The following is a 23,242-nucleotide window of genomic DNA, read 5'->3' as shown; positions in this document are numbered from 1 at the left end:
AAATTTATGTCAGCATTCTAAAATAAAATACGACAACTAATGTGAATGCCCTGCTATTTTTTCATATACATCAAACATCATGCTCTGCTCGTGAATATCACAAAGATAACAATAATCGCCTTTCAAAAATGATTGCACTTGTTTATAAAGGCCTGGCTTAAAATCACGATCAAGTTTATCGTCAATTTCTACTCCTTCCTGTGGAATAGTCCCTCTTTTTTGAACCTGAAGCGATTCCATAGGACGGAGGACATAGCGGTTTTCTTTTGTAAGCACCTCTACCGACCAGCGTCCCGCTGATTCCCAGTTAGCCGCATAGTTAAATAATGCACCGGTCTCGCTTATACCTGCTCCAGCAAAGGATGATGCAGCCTGGTGCCAAGGCAAGCTTCCACTTGTAAATGAAGCTACTTCTTTTGGTGCCCCACCAAGAAAAAATGCCAAGTCAGTTACATGTGTTGAATTGGCTAAAAACCAATTTTCCAGCACCTCTTTGGGTTTATCCAGCTTTTCAATTACATGACTCCACTCAGTAAATTCAAAATTGAATGAAGTTGCACCACCATCTCTAGCAATCATTTCACGAGCTGTTTCTGTAGAAGCAAAGAAACGTCGATTATAGGCAATGAAGACATCAGCATTACTTGAACGACACAGCTCTTGAACATGTTCGAGTTGTGTTTTTATTAGCGCGCCGGGCTTTTCAACCAGTATCGATTTTACACCATACTCTAGTAGCTGCACCGTTGAACTATACAGTTGTTCGACACCCACGCTAACTATGACAGCGATGGGTAATTCAGGCTTCTTCATTAAAAAGCTTTCAAGGCCACCTGTAACAACAGATTTACCTGTAGCCAGTTCAAAATTTTCTGCTGACTCTTTTCCACGCCCGATAACCAGATAACTCTGGTTTTGGGCCTCAAGGACACGAGAGTAATCGATGGACATCTGTCCACAGCCAATAAGCCAGATCATGATCTTTAACCTCTATAAATTAAGTGATTGGACAGGAGTTAAGCACAATCCCCATCGAGTTTGACATGTGAGCCTGTAAGCTCCTGATGAAAGGAATATGTATTCTGACAGAATCATGAAAAGTGGTAAGCGATGACTTATTATGCTCAAGAAGTTCATCTATATTTTGACCAGTTAGCTGGCTTTGATAGGTTGGCATATGCTCTTTCTCTTCATGTTCCCCTTCACTTAAGGAAACAAACCAAACGCCAGCCGTTTCATCAATAATGAAGCTTTGGTTACCTGATTTAATTTCTACTTTAATCGCAACCGAATCATCTTGGCCACACTTTATAATCAGCTCATGTTCCCCCGCAAGCATTTTAAGCTCACCCGTCACTTCATAAAATCCGGCACGCTTACTACTTAAAATTTTTTCATCCAGATTACTCAGGCATATATTATACTCGGGCACCTCTACTAGATATGAAAATAGATCAATAAAATGAATACTATTACATGCCATCCCCCAGCTACTGCCACTTACTTTCATTTGTAACGCGGCATCACTGGACGCCAACATGGACTTAATCTGACGGTATGTTGGATATAGACGCCTCGGGCAATTAACCCAGCCTTGAGTATCATTATTATCAAGCAAGTTAACTACAGCCTGGTATTCAGGTTCCTTCTGAAAAAGCACTTTTTCAAAGATAATATGCCTGACCTGACATTTGGTGAGCAACTCTTCAGTTACTTGTGCCCGGATATGAGCAGCGGTGGCAATAATGCAGATATCAACATTAAGGTTTGGGATAGCTGTAACATAGCTAATCCGGGTTTGCGGGTGTGCGGGACTTACCTGACTTGCTCTTTCTTCAGCAACCACCAAGGAGTCCGAAAATGGATCAACGACTACTATATTTAATTCATGGTGACTTAACAGCATCCCCTGCAAGTGTCGACTGCCGAGCTGACCCGCACCAATAAGCATAATGTTATGCATTAGTTAAAATCCCTTATTTTTCAAAATGGTTTCAGCTAGTAGAAAGTCGACCTCTTCATCGATATCAACCGACACTTTTGTTTGCATCTCATAAGCGTAAATGTTTTTTGACAGAAAAAAGCCAGTTTCAGCCATGAAACGGTCTATTTTCGCCAAGTATATCGCACCATTCAAGCGATAATATTGTGGTAGGTCTTGGCTGCGACTGTTTTTGAGCTCCTTTCTCAAAAAGCCATCCATCGACAAGTCATCTGCAATTGTGTTTGACCATAACGGCGAGTGCTCTACAGGACAAACTGAAATAACAGCGTCCGCTGACTTTTCGTAAAATAGTTGAATTGCTTCTTGTATATGTTGTTGAGTACGTAGTGGTGACGTTGGTTGCAACAACATAACAAGGTCAAAAACTTCGTCTTTTTGATGATAAAAATCTATTGCGTGTTTAATTACATCACCGCTGCTGCTGGTATCTGTAGATAGTTCAGGAGGACGAACAAAAGGTACTTCTGCTCCAGCACTTCGAGCAATGGAGCCAATTTGCTCACTATCGGTACTGACCATTACCTTCGTAATATCCTGGCAACCGAGTGCAGCATCTATACTCCATTCAATCAAAGGTTTTCCCAGTAAAGGCTTAACATTCTTATTAGGAAGTCGCTTGCTGCCAGCCCGAGCAGGAATTATAGCGAGAATTTTCATATTTCACTCAATTAGTAAAGCTTTTGATATCTGCTTGTGCTTGCTCATAATCAGACTTTCTGCCAATGTCCAACCAGTAATCATGGCTGGTGTAGATGCCGACCTTTTGTTGTTCAGCCATCCGTTGTTCCAATAGTGTTGGCATATCAATTTTTGTGCCGGATTGGACCGAAGCAACACATGCAGGGCTGAGCACGTAAATACCCGTATTGATGCGGTAACGATAAGTCGGCTTTTCCACCATCCCGGTGATCAGGGAGTCATTGCTCTCAATCACACCAAAAGGAACCTGATGTTCCAGCTCGCGCACACACATGGTGGCATCGAACCCTTGCTGTTCATGGTGAGCAAGCAAGTGGGTAAAATCGACCTTGGTCAGCACATCGCCATTCATCATAATCAGTGGCAGCTGGGGTATATCCCCGGGCAACAACCCCAAGGCACCGCCGGTGCCCAGTGGAATGTCTTCATGAACATAGCGGATGCTCACGCCAAGCCGACTGCCATCGCCAAAGTAGTCGCGGATCTGCTCCGGCATATAGTGGGTGGAGATATAAAACTGGTGAAAGCCCAATTGGATAAAACGGTCGATCAGGTGTGCCAGCATGGGTTTTTCTCCCACCCGCAGCATGGGTTTGGGGCAGTGATCGGTCAACGGGCGTAGTCGGGTGCCAAAACCACCGGCCATGATGAACACTGGATTGTCACGTTTTGTGGGTTGCAGGGCATGGTGCAGGGTTTCCAGCCCCAACAGCTCTCCTAGTTCGTTCACTACCGGTAAGGCCAGCAGATCATATTTATCCATGATTTTCAGGCACTGCGTGCGTGAGTCGGTTATCCTGGCGGTTTTAGGCTGGGAATTCATGACCCGGGCGACCGGGTCATCCATATTGCAGTCCACCAGCAGGCCACGGCGAATGTCCCCGTCCGTCACCGTACCTTGCAAACGCTGTTGCTCGTCACAGACCAGGGCTATGCGCAGGGCAGCCCGGTCGATGATACGCATGGCGTCTCGAATGGTCGCTCCTGTTGCCAGGACGACGCTGTTCCATTCTGTCATAGATGAAAATCCTTAATTGAGAATACGGCTGCGGGCAGGGATCAGGGTCTGATGAGCCGGCACGTCTCTGGCTATGGTGGTCCCGGCACCAATCACCGCTCGCTCACCAATGGTCAGTCCCTGAATAATATTGGCACCGGTGCCGATATGAACGCTGTAGCCCGTGGTGACACCGCCACTCAGAGTTGCCCTTGGGGCCAGATGATTGTGGGCACCCAGGCGACAGTCGTGTTCGACAATGCAGCCGGTGTTAAGCAGGGTGTTGTCACCGATCTGCACCCCTGCCTGGACAATGACACCGGCCATAATCTGAACCCCCTGCCCCAGGGTGACATACTCGGATAGGATGGCGTACGGTGAAATCACCGAAGCAAAACGGTAACCCAGGCCGGTAAACTGCTGAAACAGCGTCCAGTTCAGGTCTTTGCCTGGCAGGGCCCCCACACCGTTCACCAGCTCTACCTGCTCCGGGCCGAACTGGGCCAGCAAGCGCTCATCACCGTCGATATGAGGCACATCAGCCAGAGGGCCACGGGGCGCCAGCGGATGAGGGGACACTACCCCCAGCAACGAGCGCCCCTGTTTCTTCAGGATCTCGGCAAGCACGGCCGCATGCCCCCCCGCCCCCAGGATCACCAGCGACTTAGTCACGGATCAGATCTCCTTCCTGATAATCGCGCCCCGCCGGTTTCCCCAGCCAGGTCCAGTAGCCATAGGGAGAAAGACCATCACCGGGGCGTTTTACAGTCAGGTTGTGCTCTGTAAACAGCTCACCGGCGCGGATGGGTGCCGCGGCCACCAGGCTCTTGCGTGCCACTGCCTTGTTCTTGACTTCAGAAGGTTGCGGCCCCTTGATGCCATTGCCAAGGGCCAGCTCCACATCGCGTACCGCATGCACCATGGCGGCCAGTTCATCGGGCTCAAGAGAGGCTTTGTGATCCGGCCCTTCCATGTTTTTGTCGAGTGTGAAGTGCTTTTCAATCAGCTGGGCGCCCAGTGCAGCTGCTGCCACCGGAATGGTGATCCCCGCACTATGATCGGAGTAGCCCGGCGTCAACCCAAAGGCGGTGGCCATGGTGTGCATGGCCCGCAGGTTGATTTCATTCATGGGTGCCGGGTATTCGGTGGTGCAGTGCAGCAGCGTTACCTTGCGCTTCAGTGCCGCTCGGCCAGCCTCACTGGCATAGGCTTCGGCAAAGGCAAGCTCACTGGGTGCAGTGCCTTCATCCGCCGTCAGACCAAAGGAGATAACGCCCAACGCGGACTCCACCTCGGCCAGACTGGCCATGCCGGTTGAGACAATCAGATCACAGCCGCTGCGGGCATGCTCCAGCACAAAGGGCGCATTGGTCAGCTCACCAGACGGAATTTTCAGGGTGGTCAGACCCAGCTCTTTAACCAGAAAGAGCAGGCTTTCGGAGTCAAACGCCGTGGACAGGAACTCAATGCCCAACTCATGACAACGAGCGATCAGTGCTTTATGGGTGTCGAAATCCAGCTCCAGCCGGCTGAGCATGGCGTATTGCGATTCGGCCACGCCGGTGTTGCGAGTCTGATATTCCGCCTGTTGCGCGGCCCGGGTCACCAGATTGCCGGCCTTGAAGGTCTGAAATTTGACAATATCGGCACCGGCGGCATGGGCCGCGTCCACCAGTTTAAAAGCCAGCTCGGCACTGCCGTTATGGTTAACGCCCGCTTCCGCGATAATCTTGATCATGCTTGGCTTTCCTTGTGGATATCGTAGAAAGTTTTAATCACGGACAACTCCGCCGTCTTGAGTGTATTGACAATAGACTGACTGGTATTGCCCTGACCGTACGGGTTCCGTACCTGACCAAAATCGGCTGCCAGCGCCACCTGCAGCGCGTCAACAATGGCAGGGGTGATGGCGTCGCAATGCAGCACGCTGTTTGCTGCCAGCCGACCGCGCTGGCGGGCGCCAATGTTGACCGTTGGCACGCCAAATGAAGGCACTTCAATCAGGCCACTGGATGAATTCCCCACCACGGCGGCGGCATGCTTGACCGCACTCAGATAACGCTGCTGCCCCAGAGAGGGGATCGCCATTACCCGGCCGGCTTGCCGACTGGCATAGGCTTCCAGCAGCGGAATAATGTCACGGCCACCGTCATCGGCATTGGGATAGGTCAGAATCACCTGATGCTCAGGAAAATAATCCAGGGCCTGTAGCAACTGCTCAAATGAAGCCTTGGCAGGCTCAGATGCCAGCGTCACCGGATGATAGGTCACCAGTAAATAAGGACGCTCAAGCGCAAAGTCTAATGACGTTGACAGCTCGGCCACGGACATCCTGCTGCTGCGCTGCAAGTGATCAAGCCCGATGGCACCGACGTTGTACACTCGATCGGGGTGCTCTCCCAGCTGGATCACCCGCTGCCGATGCTCGGCGGTAGAAGTGAAATGCAGCAGGCTCAGCTTGGTAATGGCATGACGGATGGCATCATCATAGGCACCTTCGGTGATTTCACCCCCATGAATATGGGCAACGGGAATACGCAGGATCATCGCCGCCTGGGCCGCCGCCAGTGCCTCAAACCGGTCGCCGAGGATCACCAACGCATCGGGTGCCATGCGGCTCAGCGCATCTGCAAAGCCAATCACGCCCAGACCAATGCTTTTTGCCGTGCCGACCGCCGAATCGGAAGACAGCAGCATTTCGACTTTTTCGTCGATACGAAAGCCGTCTGCTTCTATTTGTTGATAGGTCATGCCGAACTCTGGCGAGAAATGCATGCCGGCCACCAGCAACTGTAATGTCAGCTCTGAGTCCTGCTGAATATCCTTCAGCAACCAATACAGCAAGCCATATTCGGCCCGGGTACCGGTAAATACCGCAATGTTTCGCATGTCAGACTCCCGTTGGTGAGCTGGGCAGGTTCACCAAGTGAGCCTCGGCCCATTCGGAGTGAGTCAAGTCTCCACGCAGTGCATCGGCAAACATCGGCAGCCGGTGCATCAGCTGCCATACCGGACGGGTCATCACCCCTTGTGCATTGGTGATTTCCAGCAAGGCGTTGCGGCTCGCCACATTTGGGCACAGCACCGCATTCAGCCAATAGTTGGAGCGGGCGTAGGCCGGCTCTTTGACAAAACGGTAGTCCGTGCCCTGAAAAAAGTCGGCATAGCGCGCAGCCAGCTGCCGCTTGCTCGCCAGAATGTGTTCAAGCCGCTCCATCTGGGCACAGCCCAGTGCCGCATTCAGGTTGGGCATGCGGTAGTTGAAGCCGGGCTCGTCGTGATGAAATTCATAAGGATGTGGTACTTTGGCCGTGGTGGTAACATGCTTGGCGCGAGTACCGTCTTCCGCCTCTCGGCACAACAACATGCCACCACCACCGGTGGTGATCACCTTGTTACCGTTAAAACTGAGCGCTCCAAACCGGCCCAGTGTACCGGTGTGCCGGCCCTTGTAGAAAGAGCCCAGACTTTCGGCGGCATCCTCGATCAGGCACAGGTTCCACTGCTGACAGACCGCCATCAGCTCATCCAGCCTGGCCGGGTGACCAAAGGTATGCATGGGCATGACTGCCTTGATGACGGCACCGCTGTTTTGGTGGCGACAAACGCCATCATTATCCAGCTTCGCATGCGCCTGCAGCCAGGTTGCCGTGGCCACCGGACAGAGTCCAAAGGCACCGGGCTCAATATCAACAAACACTGGCCTGGCGCCCATATGATGCAGGGCATTGCAGGTGGCGACAAAGGTCAGGGCCTGGGTGATCACCAGATCACCCGCTCGTACCCCGGCCAGGTGAAGGGCGGCATGCAGCGCGGCGGTACCATTGACGGTGGCCACCGCCCGGCCCGAATGAGTGAACTCACGCACTTTCGCTTCAAACTCATCGACAAATTTGCCCACGCTGGAAACAAAAGTGCTGTCGATGGTGTCGGCCAGATAGGCTTTTTCATTGCCGGCAAAGGTCGGGGCATGCAGCGGGATAAAGTCGCTGGTGGCGTAAGTATCCCGAATAAAGTCGATTAGTTGCTGATGCATTCCGGCCTCACATTTTACCATCGAGATATTTGCCGGTTTCCTTGTGGCCGAAATCGGGGATCATCTCAAAAAACAGTTCCACCAGCTCCTGCTTGTTCCAGGCCAGGTTGCCCTTCATCTCGCTGATACGGCGCTCAAAGGTACCCAAACGTTCGGCATCAAAGGCAGGGTCGTTTTTGATGATCCCTAGGTTGACAAAGCGCTCCATGTCCAGGGTTTCCTGGTCGGTAAAGAACTCCTCGAAATCCTTCTCGCCCGTGGTGTCACTGCCGGTAAACAGGCAGGGCCATTTGCCCTGGTCCGGCAGGGTTTTGGCCAGTTCGCGGGCTTCTTCCTCACTGTTGCACAACACCGGCTCCAGTCCCTTTTGCTGCAGGTATTTGATGGCGATATCGGCAAAGGTGATCAGGTGCAATGCTTCGCTGAGCTTGGGAAAGAAAATATCCCGGTTTTCACCAAAGATACATGACATCAGGCACAGCTCGCCCGACTCTTGCGGCGTCACAAAGTAGCGGCGCACATCATTCGGTGCCACGATAGGCTGGCGTTTTTCCAGTCGCTGGTTGAAGCTGTGCAGCAGGGAGCCGTCGGAAAAGGCAACATTGGCAAAACGCGCGGTGGAAATATCAATCTCCAGACTGCGGCGCATCAGGAACATTTCCATAATACGTTTGGAAGCGCCCATCATGTTGACCGGGTTGGCCGCCTTGTCGGTAGAGACGCAGAAGTATTTTTTTACCCCGGCATCGATGGCCTGCTGCAATGTCTTGTCGGTATTGAACACGTTGACATCGATCATGCGCATCAGGGTGTAGGGATCTTTTTCGCTACGTACATGCTTGAGCGCAGACAGGTTCAGAATATAGTCATATTCGCCGTCCGCCTTGAAGAAAGCATCGTACTCGACCGAGCCAATATCCAGTGCAAAGGTGCGAAAGTCACCATTGATATATCCAAAGCTACTGCGAATGTCACGTACCAGCTCGGCCAGGTTGTTCTCGCTGATGTCTACTACATGCAGTTTGGCCGGGTTGCGCTTGAATATTTCTTTGGTTACCGCTTGGCCGATGGAACCTGCACCGCCGAGAACTAGGAAGCGAGACGAGCCAACAGCATCAGACAACTCGCTTTCATGGGAGTTGATATCAGCAGAAAAAAGTTCTTTATCCCGGCCAATTAATGAGATAATTGAATTCATGTACAACCCTTTACATTAAGAAAACTGAACCAAGGCATTGGGTGGCGTATTTGTGCGACCCACCAAGTCAACAAGAACCTAACCCCCATGGATATAGCAAACGCAATTGCTGCGCCAGATAGCGCCCACTCCTGGATAAGAAACAACAAAAGCAAAACATTAAAAACACCTGAACCTATTGACACGAATGAAAGTACACCTGTTTTTTTAGAGTAGAATATATAATTAGTCATCATCAAATACATTCCTTGCAACCCTTGTCCAAGCGCTAGCCAACCAAACACTTCTCCCGCTCTCGCGTATTTTTCACCAGCAATCCAGATAACCAGATGGTTCCCTATCAAAAATGAAAAAGCTACACCTAGCAATATTACTGAATACCAAAGGTAAGTCATCCTTACTATCTGACACTTTTTAAATATTTCATTTCCCTTCAAATGCTCATAGAGCCATGGTATATAAGCTTTATTTATAGCATCAAAAACAATCCCCATGGCACTAGTTAATTGTACTGCCACCATATAAATACCAGCTTCTACAAGGCCAAGCTCCTGATTAATAACAAAGCGATCTACTGATGTAAGCAGAAAAGTACCAGCTAAATGTGGTATTAACGGCAGGCCAAACTTCATCGCTTCTTTGAGATATTTAGGGCTCCAACAAAAAAAAACAAACAACCTATCTCTCTTAAAAAGAGCTAATGATAATAGTGAGAAGATAATAGTTACCAATATCTGTGCATCTATTCGTCCCTCAGCACCCTGTAACAAGGCAACAACAAAAATTAACGACAGCAGCATATTGAATATACTTTGTGACACCTGAAGTACACCATAGCTAACAGCTTCCTTTCTAACCTGCCATTGTCCGAGTCGTAGTTGAATTAAAATCCCACCAAATGATACAAATACTGCCCAAATAATGTACTTAGGATCCAGCGACACCCACTTTGACAGCTTTTCTTGAAGTAAAAACAAAACCACCAAAGCAATAAGTGATGACGCGAGAATTAATTGCAGACAGACTCCAACAAACTTACTCAAGTCACTAGCGCTAAGATTAGCATCGTAGTATTTACGACTGGCAGCTCCGACAAAGCTGATACCAATAAAGGCACTAAGTGCTCCTAACAAGATCTGGAACATTGCCACTTGGCCATACTCACTGGGATCTAGGTATCGAGTTAATATAGGAAGTAATGCAAAAGGTATCGCTGCATTTAAAATATTGGATACAAAATAGACACCAGCCCCGGTGATAAAACTGCTATTTCGTATTTTATTTAAAGTGGTTGACATTTTCGGGCCACACCACCATTGAATGAAAAATGCACATAATATTTATTTACAAAGCATCTGAACATACCAAGGCATCGCCTGTCCAATCCCATCATAAATCCGATGTATGGGGGCATAACCCAGTTTTCTCTGAGCCTTGCAGATATCGGCTTGGGAATGGCGCACATCGCCAGTACGAAACTCCCGGTAGATGGGTGGTTTGGTATAGGCAACGCCGTTGTCGGCCAGGGCTGTTTTCAGGGCATCGAACAGGGTATTAAGGCTGGTGCGATCGCCCAGCGCCACATTATAAACCTCATTCTTCGCCTCATCCGGGGCGGTGGCAGCCAGAATGTTCATTTGCACGGTGTTTTCAATAAAGCAGAAGTCTCGGCTGGTTTCACCATCGCCATTAATGAAAAGATCTTCACCATTAATCATGGCAGCAGTCCATTTTGGGATAACAGCAGCATAGGCCCCATTGGGATCCTGGCGTTTACCAAACACGTTGAAATAACGCAGGCCTATGGTGTTAAAGCCATAAGTTCTGGAAAATACATCTGCATAAAGCTCGTTTACGTATTTGGTGACCGCATAAGGCGACAGCGGTTTACCGATGTTTTCTTCCACCTTGGGTAATGCCGGATGGTCGCCATAGGTGGAGCTGCTGGCAGCATAGGTAAAGCTTTTTACTCCGGCATCACGCGCAGCCACCAGCATATTCAGGAAACCGGTGATGTTGGCGGCGTTGGTGGTGATGGGGTCGGCGATGGAACGCGGGACTGAGCCTAGGGCAGCTTGGTGGAGGACATAATCTACTCCCTGGCACACCTGCTGGCAGTGTTCCAAGTTGCGGATATCGCCCTCAATAAAGCAGAACCGGGTCCACTGCTCGGTACTGACGGAGCCCTGCACTTCATCCAGGTTGTGCTTATGACCTGTGGCAAAGTTATCTAGTCCAACCACGGCCTGGTTCAGCTTGAGCAGAGTCTCCAGCAGGTTGGAGCCGATAAAGCCGGCTACACCGGTGATCAGCCAAGTCTTTGGGTACGCTTCTAACTTTTTACATTCAGAAGTATAACGATTCATTTTCATAACCAATATCAAGACTCTTTTAAAATGGAAAAGGGGTTACCGTATCTTTTGATATATTCACTCCCTATAAATTCAGACCCCAGATGATTCAAGTGATTATCATCCCTATACAGGGGAATACCATCAATTTCTGTTTTACAGCTCAGCTCACCACATATAACTTTATCTGGCTCGATAAAAGACACTTCTGGAAACTCATCCTTTATTCTCAATAGGAACGCACTCCACTTATTAAAGTGCTTGTCGTGAACATCCTTACTTAAGTCACAGTATTCATTGAGTTCAAAACGCTCATTTTTAATACTGCAATCATAATCGACCCCACTCAGAACAGGAGTTCCTTTGATGATAAATACTTTTGAACCCGCTTTAATAATACTTTGAACCGCCTTACGAAATCCTAATTCGAAAGCGTCGGTAGAATTACTAGCACCATCTAAAAAAAACTCACCTTCATTATAATAAGCTGCAAAGGATCCACCTAAAACAACAGCTCTGTACCGCTCACTTCCAATTATCTCAGACCAAACCTTGTTTCTTAACTCAAAGTTCCTATGCTCTACTTTTTCACCATCCACATCATAATACCTTTTTACATCAGGAAGATATATTGTATTACTTTGCGTGATATCATACCCTCTAACTCCAGCACCCTTGGCGAGTACATCAATCATTCCTGTAAAATGGTTGGCGTGTGAATCCCCGATCAAAAGAAAGTCAACTTCTCCACCAGCCTCACCGAGCACACATAAATCTTCAGAAAGAGGATTATCTATAGATCCTTCGTTACAACGCCCTCTTATTTTATTAGAGTAGCTCTGTAGTGCCTCACTTTTCTTGTTAATCGACACATCGAATCGCCCCGGAAAACCAGCACTCCCAAAAATAGAAAATACTAGCAGCGCTGCCGCTACTGAAGGAAGTACAAACCCGGCACCAAAGACTCTCTTATAACTATGACTTACAGCGCGCCGAAATGGTGTTTCAACATAGTGGTATGTGATACTAGACAGAAAAAACGTTACTACAAGAACACAGAAACCTGTATACAGATCAATCGTAACAAGGTTTAAATTCAAAAACGCAATAATAGGCCAATGCCAAAGATATGCAGGATATGAAATCTTTCCTATATATACCATGACACAATTGGAAAGGATACGCCCAAGAATACCCGAATCATTCAAGAAATATATTATTAATGCCGCACCTAAAGTTGGGACAAGCGCTGACACACCTGGAAAAAATTGACCTTTAGAAAAAAAGAACGCAGAGTAAACTATAAACAAAGCCCCTACGATAGAAAAAATTTCAGTAGTTACACTTTTTTTATTGATTGATGGCAACAGAGCCACAAATGCACCAACAAGCAACTCAAAAAACCGCGTTGGTAGTAAATAGTATGCAGCAGCACGATAATTATTCACTCCCCATTCTGATATAAAAATACCGGAAAGTATACCCACCGCTACAAGCATGAACACCGCACGCACACCAAACAAACGCTGGGTAAGCAGCAGGGCTACTGGCCAAAATATATAGAACTGCTCCTCAACCGCCAGTGACCAAAGATGTAGTAGCGGTACGACCTCAGACTGAGCACCGAAGTATCCGCCCACCTCATTCCACATATAGAAGTTGGCCATGAAAAATGTTGAGTATATGACGCTTTCACCGTAGTTCAGCATCTCTGCAGGCAACATATAAATAAATGTTGCAATACTTGTTGCCGAAATCACCAGAAAGTATGCTGGTCCCAGGCGGGTTATTCGACGCTTATAGAACTCAACAACAGAAAACCGTTTGGAGTTAATTTCATAATAAATAATCGAAGTTATCAAATAGCCGGATATAACAAAAAAAACATCAACACCAACATAACCACCGGGAAGAGCACCCAATTCTAAGTGATGGAGGATCACCAACATTACGGCGATAGTTCTAAGACCGTCTATTTCAGGACGATACTCTATTTTTTTAGCTATCACGCCTGCCTCACAGAAAAACTCAGATCTTGCTTTTCAATTCCAAATACAACATTAGAGACGGATATCAGCTTCGTCTGCAGCCAGCACGTATTTAAGATCATAGATAACATGCTCAGGTTTGGCCAATACCTTAATGCCCTTTATTCCCATTTCTCGGAACTGATTATGGGCTACAGCCAAGATAATGGCATCGTAGTCGCCTCGATTGGGTTCCTTGATAGGAGTAAAACCATATTCGAGCTTGGCTTCGGCTACATTTACCCAAGGATCAAATACCTCGGTAGTTACGCCGTAGTCGTTCAGTTCCTTAATGATGTCCACTACCTTGGTGTTGCGAATGTCGGGGCAGTTTTCCTTAAAGGTAAGACCCATTACCAGCACTCTGGCGCCGTTTACGTGCAGGCGGCGCTTGAGCATTTCCTTTACCAACTGGGAGACAACATAGCGGCCCATGTTGTCGTTAATGCGGCGCCCGGCCAGAATCACCTCGGGGTTATAGCCAATGGCCTGAGCCTTGTGGGTCAGGTAGTAAGGGTCAACGCCAATACAGTGACCACCGACCAGTCCGGGACGGAAAGGCAAAAAGTTCCACTTGGTGCCGGCGGCCTTGAGCACAGCCTCGGTATTGATGCCCATTTTATTGAAGATCACGGCCAGCTCGTTGATCAGCGCTATGTTCAGATCCCGCTGGGTGTTTTCAATCACCTTGGCGGCTTCGGCCACCTTGATGCTTTCGGCCTTGTGGGTGCCGGCGGTGATGATGCTGGCGTAGAGAGCGTCCACAAAGTCGGCTACTTCTTCGGTAGAGCCTGAGGTCACCTTGAGAATGTTGGTTACCCTGTGTTCCTTGTCGCCCGGGTTGATGCGCTCGGGGCTGTAGCCAGCGAAGAAGTCCTGGTTAAATCTAAGGCCGGAAACCTTTTCAAGCACAGGAATGCAGTCTTCTTCGGTTGCGCCTGGGTAAACGGTGGACTCGTAAATAACGATATCGTCTTTTTTCAGCACCTTGCCCAGCGCCTCGGAAGCCTTGAGCAGTGGCATAAGATCCGGCTGACGGTGCTCGTCTATGGGGGTCGGCACAGTAACCACATAAACAGTAGCAGCGCTCAGCTCCCCCAGTGAGGCGGTATAGAAGAGCTTGTCGGCTTCGGCCAGTTCTTCGGGGCTTACTTCCAACGTATGATCCTGCCCTGCCTGCAGTTCTGCTACCCGGGCCTGGTTAATATCAAAACCCATGGTGGGGTATTTTTTACCGAACTCCACCGCTAGGGGCAGGCCTACGTATCCCAGGCCAATAACGGCAATGCGGGTTTGCTGAGACAGGGTTTGCATGATTGGTGTTGCTCCGTGACTTGGATTCGAAATGATCTGCTTGAATGTGAACAGCGTTGCCCCATTGCAATGGGGCCTACATATAGCCTGCTGCGCAGGCTCCGTCGACTAAAGTGGCGGCTACAGAAAACTGGATTCCCGCCTTCGCGGGAATGACGGGCCTTGGCTTAGCTAATGGGGGGGGAAACTGATTAGGATGCTTGTTCCTGCTCGATTGAAGTTGCTCCGGCCTGCTCCTGCAAGTATTGGCTGAAGGCCTGGCCAAGTTCGGGGTGACGCAGGGCGTATTCCACATTGGCCTGCATATAGCCCAGCTTGCTACCGCAATCGTGGCTTTTGCCCACTATGTTGTAGGCCTCTACCTGCTCTTGTTCCATGAGTGTGGCTATAGCATCGGTAAGCTGTATTTCGTCGCCGGCGCCGGGAGCTGTGTTGGCCAGCAGCGGCCAGATGTTTTTGCTGAGCACATAGCGACCAACCACAGCCAGGTTGGAAGGGGCTTCTTCTTGCTTGGGCTTTTCTACAATGGCAGTCATGAGCTTGCTTTCACCGCAGGCAAGGGCATGCCCCATGCAGTCGGCAACGCCATATTGGTTTACCAGCACTTGAGCTACCGGCTCTACCATTATCTGGCTGCGCTGGGTGTCATTAAAGCGGGCCAGCATTTTGGCCAGGTTGTCTTTGCTCAGGTCGCTCTGGGCGTCGTCTATCAGCACATCGGGCAATATCACCACGCAGGGGCTGTCGCCCACCAGCGGGTAAGCACACATTACCGCGTGGCCCAGGCCTTTGGCCACGCCCTGGCGCACATGCATGATGGTAACGTCATTCGGGCAAATGCTGCGCACTTCTTCCAGCAGCTGGCGCTTGACCCGTTTTTCGAGGGTGGCTTCTAGCTCGAAGCTGGTATCAAAGTGGTTTTCAATGGAATTTTTGCTGGAGTGAGTGACGAGAATAATTTCTTTTATTCCCGCTGCAATGGCTTCGCTGACCACGTATTGAATGAGTGGCTTATCTACAATGGGCAACATTTCTTTGGGAATGGCTTTGGTGGCGGGCAGCATACGTGTGCCCAGGCCAGCAACGGGGATGATGGCTTTCATATTGTTTTTATTCCGTGTTTTAAGTATTGAGGTTCTACGCAAAACGCAGAATCGAGTAACCCAAATCAATTCGAGTTAGAATCGAGGTCAGAAGTAAATTATGTGAGTTACAGGTAAGCTACCGCCCGTAGGGTTTTATTGGCGCTTCCCCTAGGGCCGGATTGATAGATTGTGGGGAAATATTCAGAGGTGCTGCAGCTCTCCCTGCTGATATTCCCTTTTGTTGGTTATTAGTTAATTTACACCGAGCGGTCGCCTGCACTTTTATGGCCTGTTAGCCATCTCGCTGCTGGGTCGGCCTTCCCGCAGGGCTTCTTATATTTTTTATGGCCTGGTGGCCATATCGCCGCGAGGTCGCGCCTCCCACGAAGCTAGTCAGCGGTTGTTAGCAGATCCTGGCGCTGCAGGCGCGCTAGTAATTGTTCTGTCTGGCGCTTGCTTTGTGTTGTGTGTGTCAGGCCATTGTGAATGGCCTTTGTTACCGTATGTTGTTGCTGTGCATTTAAGGTGTGCCAGCTTACCAGGCCCAGATAGGCGGTTTGCCGGTAGGCGTTTTGTCGCCAGGGGCCCAGGGTAAAGCCGTTTACCATGGCCAGCTTGAATTCGTCGTCCAGTTCGCCCTGCCGCAACTTGGCGGTGGCCAGGTTGTTATGGCTGAAGGGCCAGTTTGGGCGGGCTTTAATCGCGGCCCTATAGGCATGGATGGCTTGCTGGCGGCTACCTTTGGCCTGCTCACCGGCGATGGGTTCGTTGATTTGCTGCCAGTCATATACCCGGCCCAGGCGGTCCAGATAGTCGCCATTGGCAACCGGATAGAGGGAAGCAGCCTTGCGGGCGGCTTCTTCCGCCACCATCCAGGCCAGGGGTTCGGGCTGGCGATTTTTTGCGGCCCAGTCATCCAGGAACAAGTCGGTCTGATACTGGTAGGTGCCGGCCAGCAGCAGGCAGCCGCCGGTCAGGCTTAATGTCACCGCGCCCAGCAGCAGGGCGATCAGGGGGAGTTTCTGGCTCACGGCTTCTTTGTGGCTCACGGCTGCTCCGTGAACAGGGTTTTGGTCATGGTCCAGGGGTTGATGCTGGTCAACTGCATGGCGGCCACCTCCCCGACAATGGCTTCTGCAGCCAGCCTACCCTGCTTCAGCATGGGTGGGCGGTATTGCAGGTTGTGGGCGTCGCTGGCCAGCACCGTCACTATGCCTTCTTTCAGTAGTTGCTCCGCCAGCTGCTGGCTGGGCTTGCCAAAGTAACCGGTCACCGAGCCGGCGGTCACCTGGAACAGGCAGCCCTGGTTGATGAAGGGAGTCAGCTTACGCGGGCTTTCCTGCACGCCTCGGTTGCGCTCCGGATGGGCGATCATCGGCACTATGCCCTGCCTCAGCAGCCATTCGGTCAGTTTTTCCGCCGCAAAGGGGATCTCGTTATGGGGGAATTCCAGCAGCAGCACCTGCTTGCCCTGCCACTCGCCCAGCAGGGGGATCTCGTTGTTGCTCACCTGCGCCATCAGTTCCAGGCCGAAACGCACTTCGGCGGCCATGGCGATGTGCAGGGGAACGGCGTGCTCTGTAAGTGCCGCCTTCAGCTGATGGAAGGTGGCACTGATAGAGGCACGGTCATTGTCGAACTTGCCCGGCTGCATGTGCGGGGTGCACACGCAGTGGGTAATGCCATCCGCCACCGCTGCCCGGGCCAGGGCCACCGCGTCAGCCAGGCTGGCGGCGCCGTCGTCTATGCCCGGCAGCAAGTGGTTATGAATGTCAACAAGCCGTGCAGCCATCATTTATGCCTCTGCCGCTGTCTTGCTGTAGCCGTAGTAGTCGTAGTAACCACCGTAGCTGTAGCCATATTTGGCGGCCTTTTTCACATCCAGCTGGTTGAGCACCACACCCTTGACCGGTGCGCCCAGTTGCAACAGCTTGCCAATGCCCGCCTGTACATGGGGAATGGCGGTAGACTCGCTCTTAACCACATAGATAACGGCATTGGCGTGCTGGGCCAGCACCAAGGCATCGCTCACCGCCTGGGTCGGGGCCGAGTCGATGATAATGCGCTCATATTGCTCGCCCAGCTCCGTCAGCAGCTTGCCGAAACGCTCGCTGGAGAGCAGCTCCAGCGGGTTGGGCGGCACCATGCCCGCGGCCATAATATCTATGCCGTCAGTCTGCTGAATACAATCTTTGAGCTGGGCGGTGCCGGCAATCAGGTTGGCCAGGCCGGGGGTACCCACCGCAAACTCGTAATTTTTGGCCACGGTCGGGCGGCGCATGTCGGCGTCGATCAGCAGCACCTTTTCCATCTGGCCCAGGGCTACGGCCAGGTTGCTGGAAACCGAACTCTTGCCCTCTCCGGGCACCGACGAAGTCACTACCGTGACCTTGTAGGGGTTGTCCATGCCCGACAACACCATGCCGGTGCGAATGGTTCGCACAGACTCGGCAAAGGCCTTGTCTTTGCCCTGTTTGAAGTGGCGCGCCACGTTGCCGGTTTTGTCCTTCAGCAGAGGAAGAATACCCAGCACCGGCAGGTTCAGCCTGCTTTCTATGTCGGAGGTGCCCTTGAAGGTGTTGTTGAGCATATCCAGCAGTACTGCCAGTCCCACACCGGACATCAATGCCAGCAGGGTCGCCATCATGACTATCATACTCTTTTTCGGCTTGATCGGGCTGTTCGGCGTCACCGCCCTGTCCACTACCCGAGCACTGACGGTTTCCAGATCCTGGGTGGCGCTGGTTTCCTTCAACCGGGTCATAAAGGTGTCGTACAGGGAACGGTTGGTATCCACCTCACGCTGTAGTTCACGCAGCCGGAATTCGTTTCGGCTGATGCTCTGTACCTGCTCCTTGTTCTGCTCGAACGAGCTCTGCAGCCCCTGCTCGTTGGCCATGGCCAGCCGGTAATTATTTTCGATGCCGCCCACCACCTGTTCTACCTGAGCCTTGAGGTTGCTCCGAGCAGAGTTGAGGTCGGTCTGGGCCGCGATCATTACCGGATGTTTCGGCCCGTAACGGCGGCTCAGCTCCTGTACCTTGGCACTGGCGGTGGCTTCCGCCGCCTTGAACTGGGAGACGAGGGGATCAGACATGACCGCCGGTACACTCGCCAAGCGGCGATAGTCAGAGCCGCTGATGGCCGAGACCTGACGATACATACTTTCGGCGGCGTTGCGTTCGCGACGGGCATCGGTCAGCTTGCTGCTAATGCCACTAAGTTCACCGGCACTGATGGTGGTAATACCATCCAGGTTGACCAGGTTCTCCTGTTCCAGAAACGCCTGCAGTCGACGCTCTGAATTATCCAGGTTGTCTTTCAGCCCCACAAGCCGTTCGTTCATCCAACTGGTGGCGGTCTGGGTCATTTCCAGCTTGGCTTCCAGCTGGCTTTCGATATAACCGTCGGCCAGGGCGTTGGCGGCCAGAGCGGCGGTGGCCGCATCGGCCATCTCCACACTCACTTCCACCAGTTGGGTCTTGCCCTGAGGCGATACACTGATGCGACCGCGGAAGGCGCGCACCACCGAATCAAAAATCTGAGCTTCGGTGGGCGGTGCCTTTGCTTCCAGGTCACCGGGCAGAGTCGGCAGCACACCCTTGATCATGCCGCGCCAGTCCACCAACGGCGCGGGCTGCTGCCGGGGGTCAAATTCCGGGTGGGTAACCAGATTGAGTTTCCGTACCACCCGCTCGGCCATGGCCCGGGACTTGAGCAGCTCGAACTGGGTCTGCAGATATTCGTTACCGGCGCCATCCATACCGTAGATTTGCTCGATAGACACTACATTGGCAGCCTTGTTCTCTATCAGCAGAGTAGCACTGGCCTTGTAAATACGGGTTATATTAGACACCACCAGCACGCTGAGCATAGCCACCACTAGGGTCAGGCCGATAATACTCCACTTGCGACGGTAGACGGCCAGCCACAGCTGCCCCAGATCGATGGCACTTTCTTCACCCTGCTCCTGATTGCCAATGCCGGGAAGTTTGTTCATATCCATATTAAAAGAAGCTCTGTTCAATGGTGATGATATCCCCTGGCATCACCGGGCTGTCCAGGGTGATTTTTTGCGGTTTACGGCTGGGATCGGTGTCGCGAATAATATAGTAGGCGCTGCGCGACGCCCGCTCGCTAAAGCCGCCGGCCAGGGCCACCGCCTTGCGCAAAGTCATGCCGGGCTGGAACGGGTAGCCGCCGGGGTTGCCGACTTCACCGTTCACATAGAACTCACGGTACTGAAGTATGCTGACGGATACCTTTGGGTCTATCAAATAATCGCCGCGCAGTCCGCCCGCTATCAGGTTTTCTACCTCTTTGGCGGTTTTCCCCTTAGCGTTGACCGAGCCTAAAAAGGGGTAGGAGAAGGTGCCTGCATCATTAAGCTGAATTTGCTCAAAGCTCAGATCTTGCTCGCCAAACACGCTGATCCGGATTTGATCACCAGAGCCCAAGGTGTAGCGCGAGTCACCATTTTGGGCATGAGCCACTCCAGCTGCTATCAACCAGCTCAGCATGATGCAAAGGGTGGTTATCACCTTCATCGTTGATTTTTCCTTTAAATAAGCACAGCTTGCCGGTGGCCTCTCTCGAAACCACCGGCATGTTTAGAAAATTACAGGCTCATATTGACGTTAAAGAACACTTGGTTACGATCAAAACGGCTATCGTCAAAGTTTGAACTGTTGTCTTTGTAGCTGTAGCCCAGGCCGAGATCCAGCCAGCGACGCATATTGTAGTTCAGGCTGAGGTTGTAGCTGTCCAGCTCGTCTTTACGGCCAGCGTTGCTGCTGCCGGAACCGCCCTCGTAATCTTTCTTGGTCAGACTGTAACCTACATCAGAACTGAAGCGGGGTGCCCAGGTATGAGACCAGGTCAGGCTATAGGTGTCGGTATCAATAAAGTCCTCAGTCGAGCTGCCCTCGCCTATGTTGCTGCCTGTGTTCAAACTGAAGGTTGAGTAAGTAACTGGAGACCAGCTAACACCCACATCCCAGGCACCACCATTGGTGCTGCCTTTGCTCGGGTCATCAAATTCTTTTTCCTGGTAACCGAATTTGGCTGTGCCTGTGGTCTTGGCGGTAGCGTCCCAAGTCACGCCCACCAGGTAACGATAGTCTTCGCTGTCTAGATTGCTGGTGGTGTAGTCGTAGTCGCTATACTGCACTTCGGCCAGCAGACGGGTCTTGGGGGCCACGCGATAATATCCGGTGGTGACCAGGCTCAGAGTGTCGCGGTCTTTTTCGCGGGTCAACGAGCCGCTGTCGCGGTTGTTGTCGTACTTGCGCCATTCGTGATTGGCGCCCAGTTCCAGCTGCATCTTGGCGGCTTGGGCGCCAAAGCCGTACAGGCCACCGACGTTGGTGCTGTGATACTTGTTGCCGATCTCATCAAACTCACGATTGGTGCTGTCGACGGTATCCTGCTGCTTGCTGTAACCTGCATTCAAATCCAGGCGGCTGCGGGCGCTGAATTCCATGTGGCTGTCAGCTCGCAGAAAGTGATCGGTGTGATCGTCTTCATGGCTGGAATGGTAGATAGAGTTGCTCAGGCTATAGCTAAGTTGATAGGTGTTCAGGCGCTCTCGGGCCGCCAGAGTCAGGCTCGGCTCAATCGTGGTTACCCAAGACGAGCGCTCTTCATCGCCCGGAATGCCAGAGGCCTCCTTGACGTTATCATCATAGGTTTCGCTGATTTTAAGGGTGGGCACCAGGCCAACACCGCCAAGATCTATGGGTTGCGGTTCGATGGCGCTCGCCTGGCCCGCAAAGATAATGCCGGTTGCCACCGCCGACAGAGTAAACAGTGTGTGTTGTTTGCTCATAAATCAGGATTCCTTCACCTGTAAATTCCACTAAAAAATGTGCAATCCCTTTATGACTACAGCTTGCAAGGGGAATTGAACGTGTTTTTATTAATTTATCTTCTTCTAAATTAAGCTGTCTTTCTGGGGAGTATCCCGGCTTGCCGTGCTCTTCTCCCCCGGGCGAGCCATCCAGCTCATTCCATCAACCCAACTCGCTGCCCCATACCCACACTAACCGAGCGTGCATTTTGTGTTCAACTCCGGCCGTTGGCCATTTTATGAACAAAAAATCGCTTTTAGCCCCGTTAATACCTGTTGGCTGGGTTCAGCTTGCCGGCTTCGGTAGCTGCTATCGCAACTTTGCATGCCAGCCTACCGCATAAAAATGACAAATCAATGGCAGGGCCAAAAAATGAGCCATTTATAAAACAATTCATTAATCAGTTAGTTATAATCACTTATAAGCTGCTGACAGGTTATCGCACGCTAATTTGGCCAAGATTTTACACAACAGGCATACATTAATAAAGTGCTTGTCATAAATTGATATGGCCATCCGGGGTAGAAAGCTGACCAGTGGGACAGCACAAAATATTAACATTACTTTTGATTTTGTGACGCCTGCGGTCACTTATTTTCGGTCCGTCCGGGATATCCCTCTTCTATCTGCTGATAATCTCCCTCCCGGCAACACATTCCGATCTATTTTATTTATTACACTGTGCCAGGGCCCACATGTTTTTTATCCGACGGTTTCATTTTACTTTTATGAAATTTTGTAAAGCGGATTGCCCACAGTGATGGAGGGATATACAATCGGAACCGATCTCTCAATTCAGCAAAATCGAATGTTTTTTGAGCATGGTTGTTTCTAACCACAGTGTGGTTGCGCCTTGATGTTTGGCCGTATGGCCACTACGGATGCAGGCCACATATTAAAACGAGGACGTTTATCAATGCGTAAAACGCTTACTGCTCTCTCTCTGGCTGCGGCCCTGGCCGCCGGCCCTGCCCTTGCCGACCAGGCTGCGCTGGACGCGCTGCAAGGTGCCGGTGTGGAATTAACCCCCGAACTGGCTGCTGAAGTGCTGGCTGCCGAAGGCGAAGCCGCTATTGCCGATGCAGTAGCCAATGTGGTTTCTGCCATTGCCGCCACCATGCCTGCCGCCCAGGCTGCCGCTGCCGTGCAGGCCGCCGTAGCTGCCGTTGTAGCTACCAACCCGGCTGCTGCGGTTAGCATCACCACTGCTGCCGCCACCAAGGTTGCCAGCCAGCCGGCACTGGCTGCCGCAGTAGCCCAGGGTGCCGCCCAATCTGCCCCTGCCGCTGCCGCCAGCATCAGCACCGCTGCTACCAAGGCAGCCCCTGCCGCTGCCGTTGCCGTGCAGAACGCCGTAGCTAAGGGTGTTGCAGCCGCTGCCGGCAGCAGCACTACCGGTGGTACCACAGGTGGTGCCGCGACCGGCTCTACCAACACCGGTTCTACTCCTTCCGCCGGTGGCGGTGGCGGCGGCGGCGGTTCTTCTTCCAGCCCCAGCTAAGCAGGTTACAAAACACAGGGAATGACGATAGCGGATCAGGGAATGGTTCCAAAAAGCGCGCCAAACGGCGCGCTTTTGTTTAATATGCCTGTTTTTGTTTGGTATGGTAGTGAGTTGCCTTTGTGGGGGGCGCAACCCTGCAGCGAGTTGGCCGACAGGCCATAAAGATTTAAGAGGCCT

General features: G+C 51.4%; 20 protein-coding genes. 1 reads left to right on the top strand and 19 read right to left on the bottom strand.

What is annotated here, in order from left to right; genetic code table 11:
- Nucleotides 1–36: 36 nt before the first annotated feature.
- From DCS96_RS00395 to DCS96_RS00305, 19 genes are all read right to left on the bottom strand, one after another.
- The gene (locus DCS96_RS00395; RefSeq protein WP_116472414.1) at nucleotides 37–978 is read right to left on the bottom strand and encodes a Gfo/Idh/MocA family oxidoreductase; all 942 of its coding nucleotides are present in this window, start codon (nucleotides 976–978) and stop codon (nucleotides 37–39) included.
- Between the two features lie 19 nt (nucleotides 979–997).
- A complete protein-coding gene (locus DCS96_RS00390) occupies nucleotides 998–1,963 on the bottom strand; it encodes a Gfo/Idh/MocA family oxidoreductase (protein ID WP_116472413.1) in 966 nt (321 codons plus the stop codon).
- Between the two features lie 3 nt (nucleotides 1,964–1,966).
- Nucleotides 1,967–2,662 carry an acylneuraminate cytidylyltransferase family protein gene (locus DCS96_RS00385; RefSeq protein WP_116472412.1) on the bottom strand — a complete coding sequence of 232 codons (696 nt, stop codon included), beginning with the start codon at nucleotides 2,660–2,662 and terminating at the stop codon, nucleotides 1,967–1,969.
- 7 nt (nucleotides 2,663–2,669) lie between these two features.
- Nucleotides 2,670–3,722: a nucleotidyltransferase family protein gene (locus DCS96_RS00380; protein ID WP_116472411.1), complete on the bottom strand. Its 1,053-nt coding sequence runs from the start codon at nucleotides 3,720–3,722 to the stop codon at nucleotides 2,670–2,672.
- Between the two features lie 12 nt (nucleotides 3,723–3,734).
- Nucleotides 3,735–4,373: an acetyltransferase gene (locus DCS96_RS00375; protein WP_116472410.1), complete on the bottom strand. Its 639-nt coding sequence runs from the start codon at nucleotides 4,371–4,373 to the stop codon at nucleotides 3,735–3,737.
- Nucleotides 4,366–5,439 (bottom strand): N-acetylneuraminate synthase, encoded by a 1,074-nt coding sequence (gene neuB, locus DCS96_RS00370; protein WP_116472409.1) that lies wholly within the window; start codon nucleotides 5,437–5,439, stop codon nucleotides 4,366–4,368. Before neuB ends, DCS96_RS00375 begins: the two co-directional genes overlap by 8 nt.
- The gene (gene neuC, locus DCS96_RS00365; RefSeq protein ID WP_116472408.1) at nucleotides 5,436–6,590 is read right to left on the bottom strand and encodes a UDP-N-acetylglucosamine 2-epimerase; all 1,155 of its coding nucleotides are present in this window, start codon (nucleotides 6,588–6,590) and stop codon (nucleotides 5,436–5,438) included. Before neuC ends, neuB begins: the two co-directional genes overlap by 4 nt.
- Nucleotide 6,591: 1 nt before the next feature.
- A complete protein-coding gene (locus DCS96_RS00360) occupies nucleotides 6,592–7,737 on the bottom strand; it encodes a LegC family aminotransferase (protein WP_116474469.1) in 1,146 nt (381 codons plus the stop codon).
- A 7-nt stretch (nucleotides 7,738–7,744) separates the two neighbouring features.
- Nucleotides 7,745–8,860 (bottom strand): UDP-N-acetylglucosamine 4,6-dehydratase, encoded by a 1,116-nt coding sequence (locus tag DCS96_RS00355; protein WP_198649882.1) that lies wholly within the window; start codon nucleotides 8,858–8,860, stop codon nucleotides 7,745–7,747.
- Nucleotides 8,861–8,931: 71 nt separating this feature from the next.
- Nucleotides 8,932–10,233 (bottom strand): lipopolysaccharide biosynthesis protein, encoded by a 1,302-nt coding sequence (locus tag DCS96_RS00350; RefSeq protein WP_116472406.1) that lies wholly within the window; start codon nucleotides 10,231–10,233, stop codon nucleotides 8,932–8,934.
- Nucleotides 10,234–10,275: 42 nt separating this feature from the next.
- On the bottom strand, nucleotides 10,276–11,307 hold the full coding sequence (locus tag DCS96_RS00345; protein ID WP_269801888.1) for an SDR family oxidoreductase: 1,032 nt from the start codon (nucleotides 11,305–11,307) through the stop codon (nucleotides 10,276–10,278).
- Nucleotides 11,308–11,315: 8 nt separating this feature from the next.
- The gene (locus DCS96_RS00340) at nucleotides 11,316–13,295 is read right to left on the bottom strand and encodes an acyltransferase family protein (protein ID WP_116472405.1); all 1,980 of its coding nucleotides are present in this window, start codon (nucleotides 13,293–13,295) and stop codon (nucleotides 11,316–11,318) included.
- A 51-nt stretch (nucleotides 13,296–13,346) separates the two neighbouring features.
- Nucleotides 13,347–14,627, bottom strand: coding sequence for a Vi polysaccharide biosynthesis UDP-N-acetylglucosamine C-6 dehydrogenase TviB (tviB, locus tag DCS96_RS00335; protein ID WP_116472404.1), 1,281 nt, complete (start codon nucleotides 14,625–14,627; stop codon nucleotides 13,347–13,349).
- A 191-nt stretch (nucleotides 14,628–14,818) separates the two neighbouring features.
- Entirely contained in the window at nucleotides 14,819–15,730 is a 912-nt protein-coding gene (galU, locus tag DCS96_RS00330) for a UTP--glucose-1-phosphate uridylyltransferase GalU (protein ID WP_116472403.1), read from the bottom strand.
- 371 nt (nucleotides 15,731–16,101) lie between these two features.
- Nucleotides 16,102–16,761, bottom strand: a complete 660-nt coding sequence (locus tag DCS96_RS00325; RefSeq protein WP_116472402.1) for a hypothetical protein — start codon at nucleotides 16,759–16,761, stop codon at nucleotides 16,102–16,104.
- Nucleotides 16,758–17,504, bottom strand: a complete 747-nt coding sequence (locus DCS96_RS00320) for a tyrosine-protein phosphatase (protein ID WP_116474467.1) — start codon at nucleotides 17,502–17,504, stop codon at nucleotides 16,758–16,760. Before DCS96_RS00320 ends, DCS96_RS00325 begins: the two co-directional genes overlap by 4 nt.
- A 3-nt stretch (nucleotides 17,505–17,507) precedes the next feature.
- Nucleotides 17,508–19,712 carry a GumC family protein gene (locus DCS96_RS00315; protein WP_198649881.1) on the bottom strand — a complete coding sequence of 735 codons (2,205 nt, stop codon included), beginning with the start codon at nucleotides 19,710–19,712 and terminating at the stop codon, nucleotides 17,508–17,510.
- Between the two features lie 7 nt (nucleotides 19,713–19,719).
- Nucleotides 19,720–20,259, bottom strand: a complete 540-nt coding sequence (locus DCS96_RS00310; RefSeq protein WP_116472400.1) for a polysaccharide biosynthesis/export family protein — start codon at nucleotides 20,257–20,259, stop codon at nucleotides 19,720–19,722.
- A 71-nt stretch (nucleotides 20,260–20,330) separates the two neighbouring features.
- Entirely contained in the window at nucleotides 20,331–21,539 is a 1,209-nt protein-coding gene (locus DCS96_RS00305; protein ID WP_116472399.1) for an outer membrane beta-barrel protein, read from the bottom strand.
- Between the two features lie 938 nt (nucleotides 21,540–22,477).
- Between DCS96_RS00305 and DCS96_RS00300 the strand changes: the two genes are divergently transcribed.
- Nucleotides 22,478–23,062 carry a hypothetical protein gene (locus DCS96_RS00300; RefSeq protein WP_116472398.1) on the top strand — a complete coding sequence of 195 codons (585 nt, stop codon included), beginning with the start codon at nucleotides 22,478–22,480 and terminating at the stop codon, nucleotides 23,060–23,062.
- The last annotated feature ends 180 nt before the right edge of the window (nucleotides 23,063–23,242 follow it).

It is taken from the genome of Zobellella maritima, from assembly GCF_003075035.1.
Taxonomy (GTDB): Bacteria; Pseudomonadota; Gammaproteobacteria; order Enterobacterales; family Aeromonadaceae; genus Oceanimonas; species Oceanimonas maritima.
Note: the sequence above shows the minus strand (reverse complement) of the source record. Positions and strands in the feature narration are given on the sequence as shown.

What these genes read in the sequence shown, in the direction of transcription:
- DCS96_RS00395 (WP_116472414.1), bottom strand. Translation starts at nt 978, where the DNA reads ATGATCTGGCTTATTGGCTGTGGACAGATGTCCATCGATTACTCTCGT.
- DCS96_RS00390 (WP_116472413.1), bottom strand. Translation starts at nt 1,963, where the DNA reads ATGCATAACATTATGCTTATTGGTGCGGGTCAGCTCGGCAGTCGACAC.
- DCS96_RS00385 (WP_116472412.1), bottom strand. Translation starts at nt 2,662, where the DNA reads ATGAAAATTCTCGCTATAATTCCTGCTCGGGCTGGCAGCAAGCGACTT.
- DCS96_RS00380 (WP_116472411.1), bottom strand. Translation starts at nt 3,722, where the DNA reads ATGACAGAATGGAACAGCGTCGTCCTGGCAACAGGAGCGACCATTCGA.
- neuB (WP_116472409.1), bottom strand. Translation starts at nt 5,439, where the DNA reads ATGATCAAGATTATCGCGGAAGCGGGCGTTAACCATAACGGCAGTGCC.
- neuC (WP_116472408.1), bottom strand. Translation starts at nt 6,590, where the DNA reads ATGCGAAACATTGCGGTATTTACCGGTACCCGGGCCGAATATGGCTTG.
- DCS96_RS00360 (WP_116474469.1), bottom strand. Translation starts at nt 7,737, where the DNA reads ATGCATCAGCAACTAATCGACTTTATTCGGGATACTTACGCCACCAGC.
- DCS96_RS00350 (WP_116472406.1), bottom strand. Translation starts at nt 10,233, where the DNA reads ATGTCAACCACTTTAAATAAAATACGAAATAGCAGTTTTATCACCGGG.
- DCS96_RS00345 (WP_269801888.1), bottom strand. Translation starts at nt 11,307, where the DNA reads ATGAAAATGAATCGTTATACTTCTGAATGTAAAAAGTTAGAAGCGTAC.
- tviB (WP_116472404.1), bottom strand. Translation starts at nt 14,627, where the DNA reads ATGCAAACCCTGTCTCAGCAAACCCGCATTGCCGTTATTGGCCTGGGA.
- galU (WP_116472403.1), bottom strand. Translation starts at nt 15,730, where the DNA reads ATGAAAGCCATCATCCCCGTTGCTGGCCTGGGCACACGTATGCTGCCC.
- DCS96_RS00320 (WP_116474467.1), bottom strand. Translation starts at nt 17,504, where the DNA reads ATGGCTGCACGGCTTGTTGACATTCATAACCACTTGCTGCCGGGCATA.
- DCS96_RS00315 (WP_198649881.1), bottom strand. Translation starts at nt 19,712, where the DNA reads ATGAACAAACTTCCCGGCATTGGCAATCAGGAGCAGGGTGAAGAAAGT.
- DCS96_RS00310 (WP_116472400.1), bottom strand. Translation starts at nt 20,259, where the DNA reads ATGAAGGTGATAACCACCCTTTGCATCATGCTGAGCTGGTTGATAGCA.
- DCS96_RS00305 (WP_116472399.1), bottom strand. Translation starts at nt 21,539, where the DNA reads ATGAGCAAACAACACACACTGTTTACTCTGTCGGCGGTGGCAACCGGC.
- DCS96_RS00300 (WP_116472398.1), top strand. Translation starts at nt 22,478, where the DNA reads ATGCGTAAAACGCTTACTGCTCTCTCTCTGGCTGCGGCCCTGGCCGCC.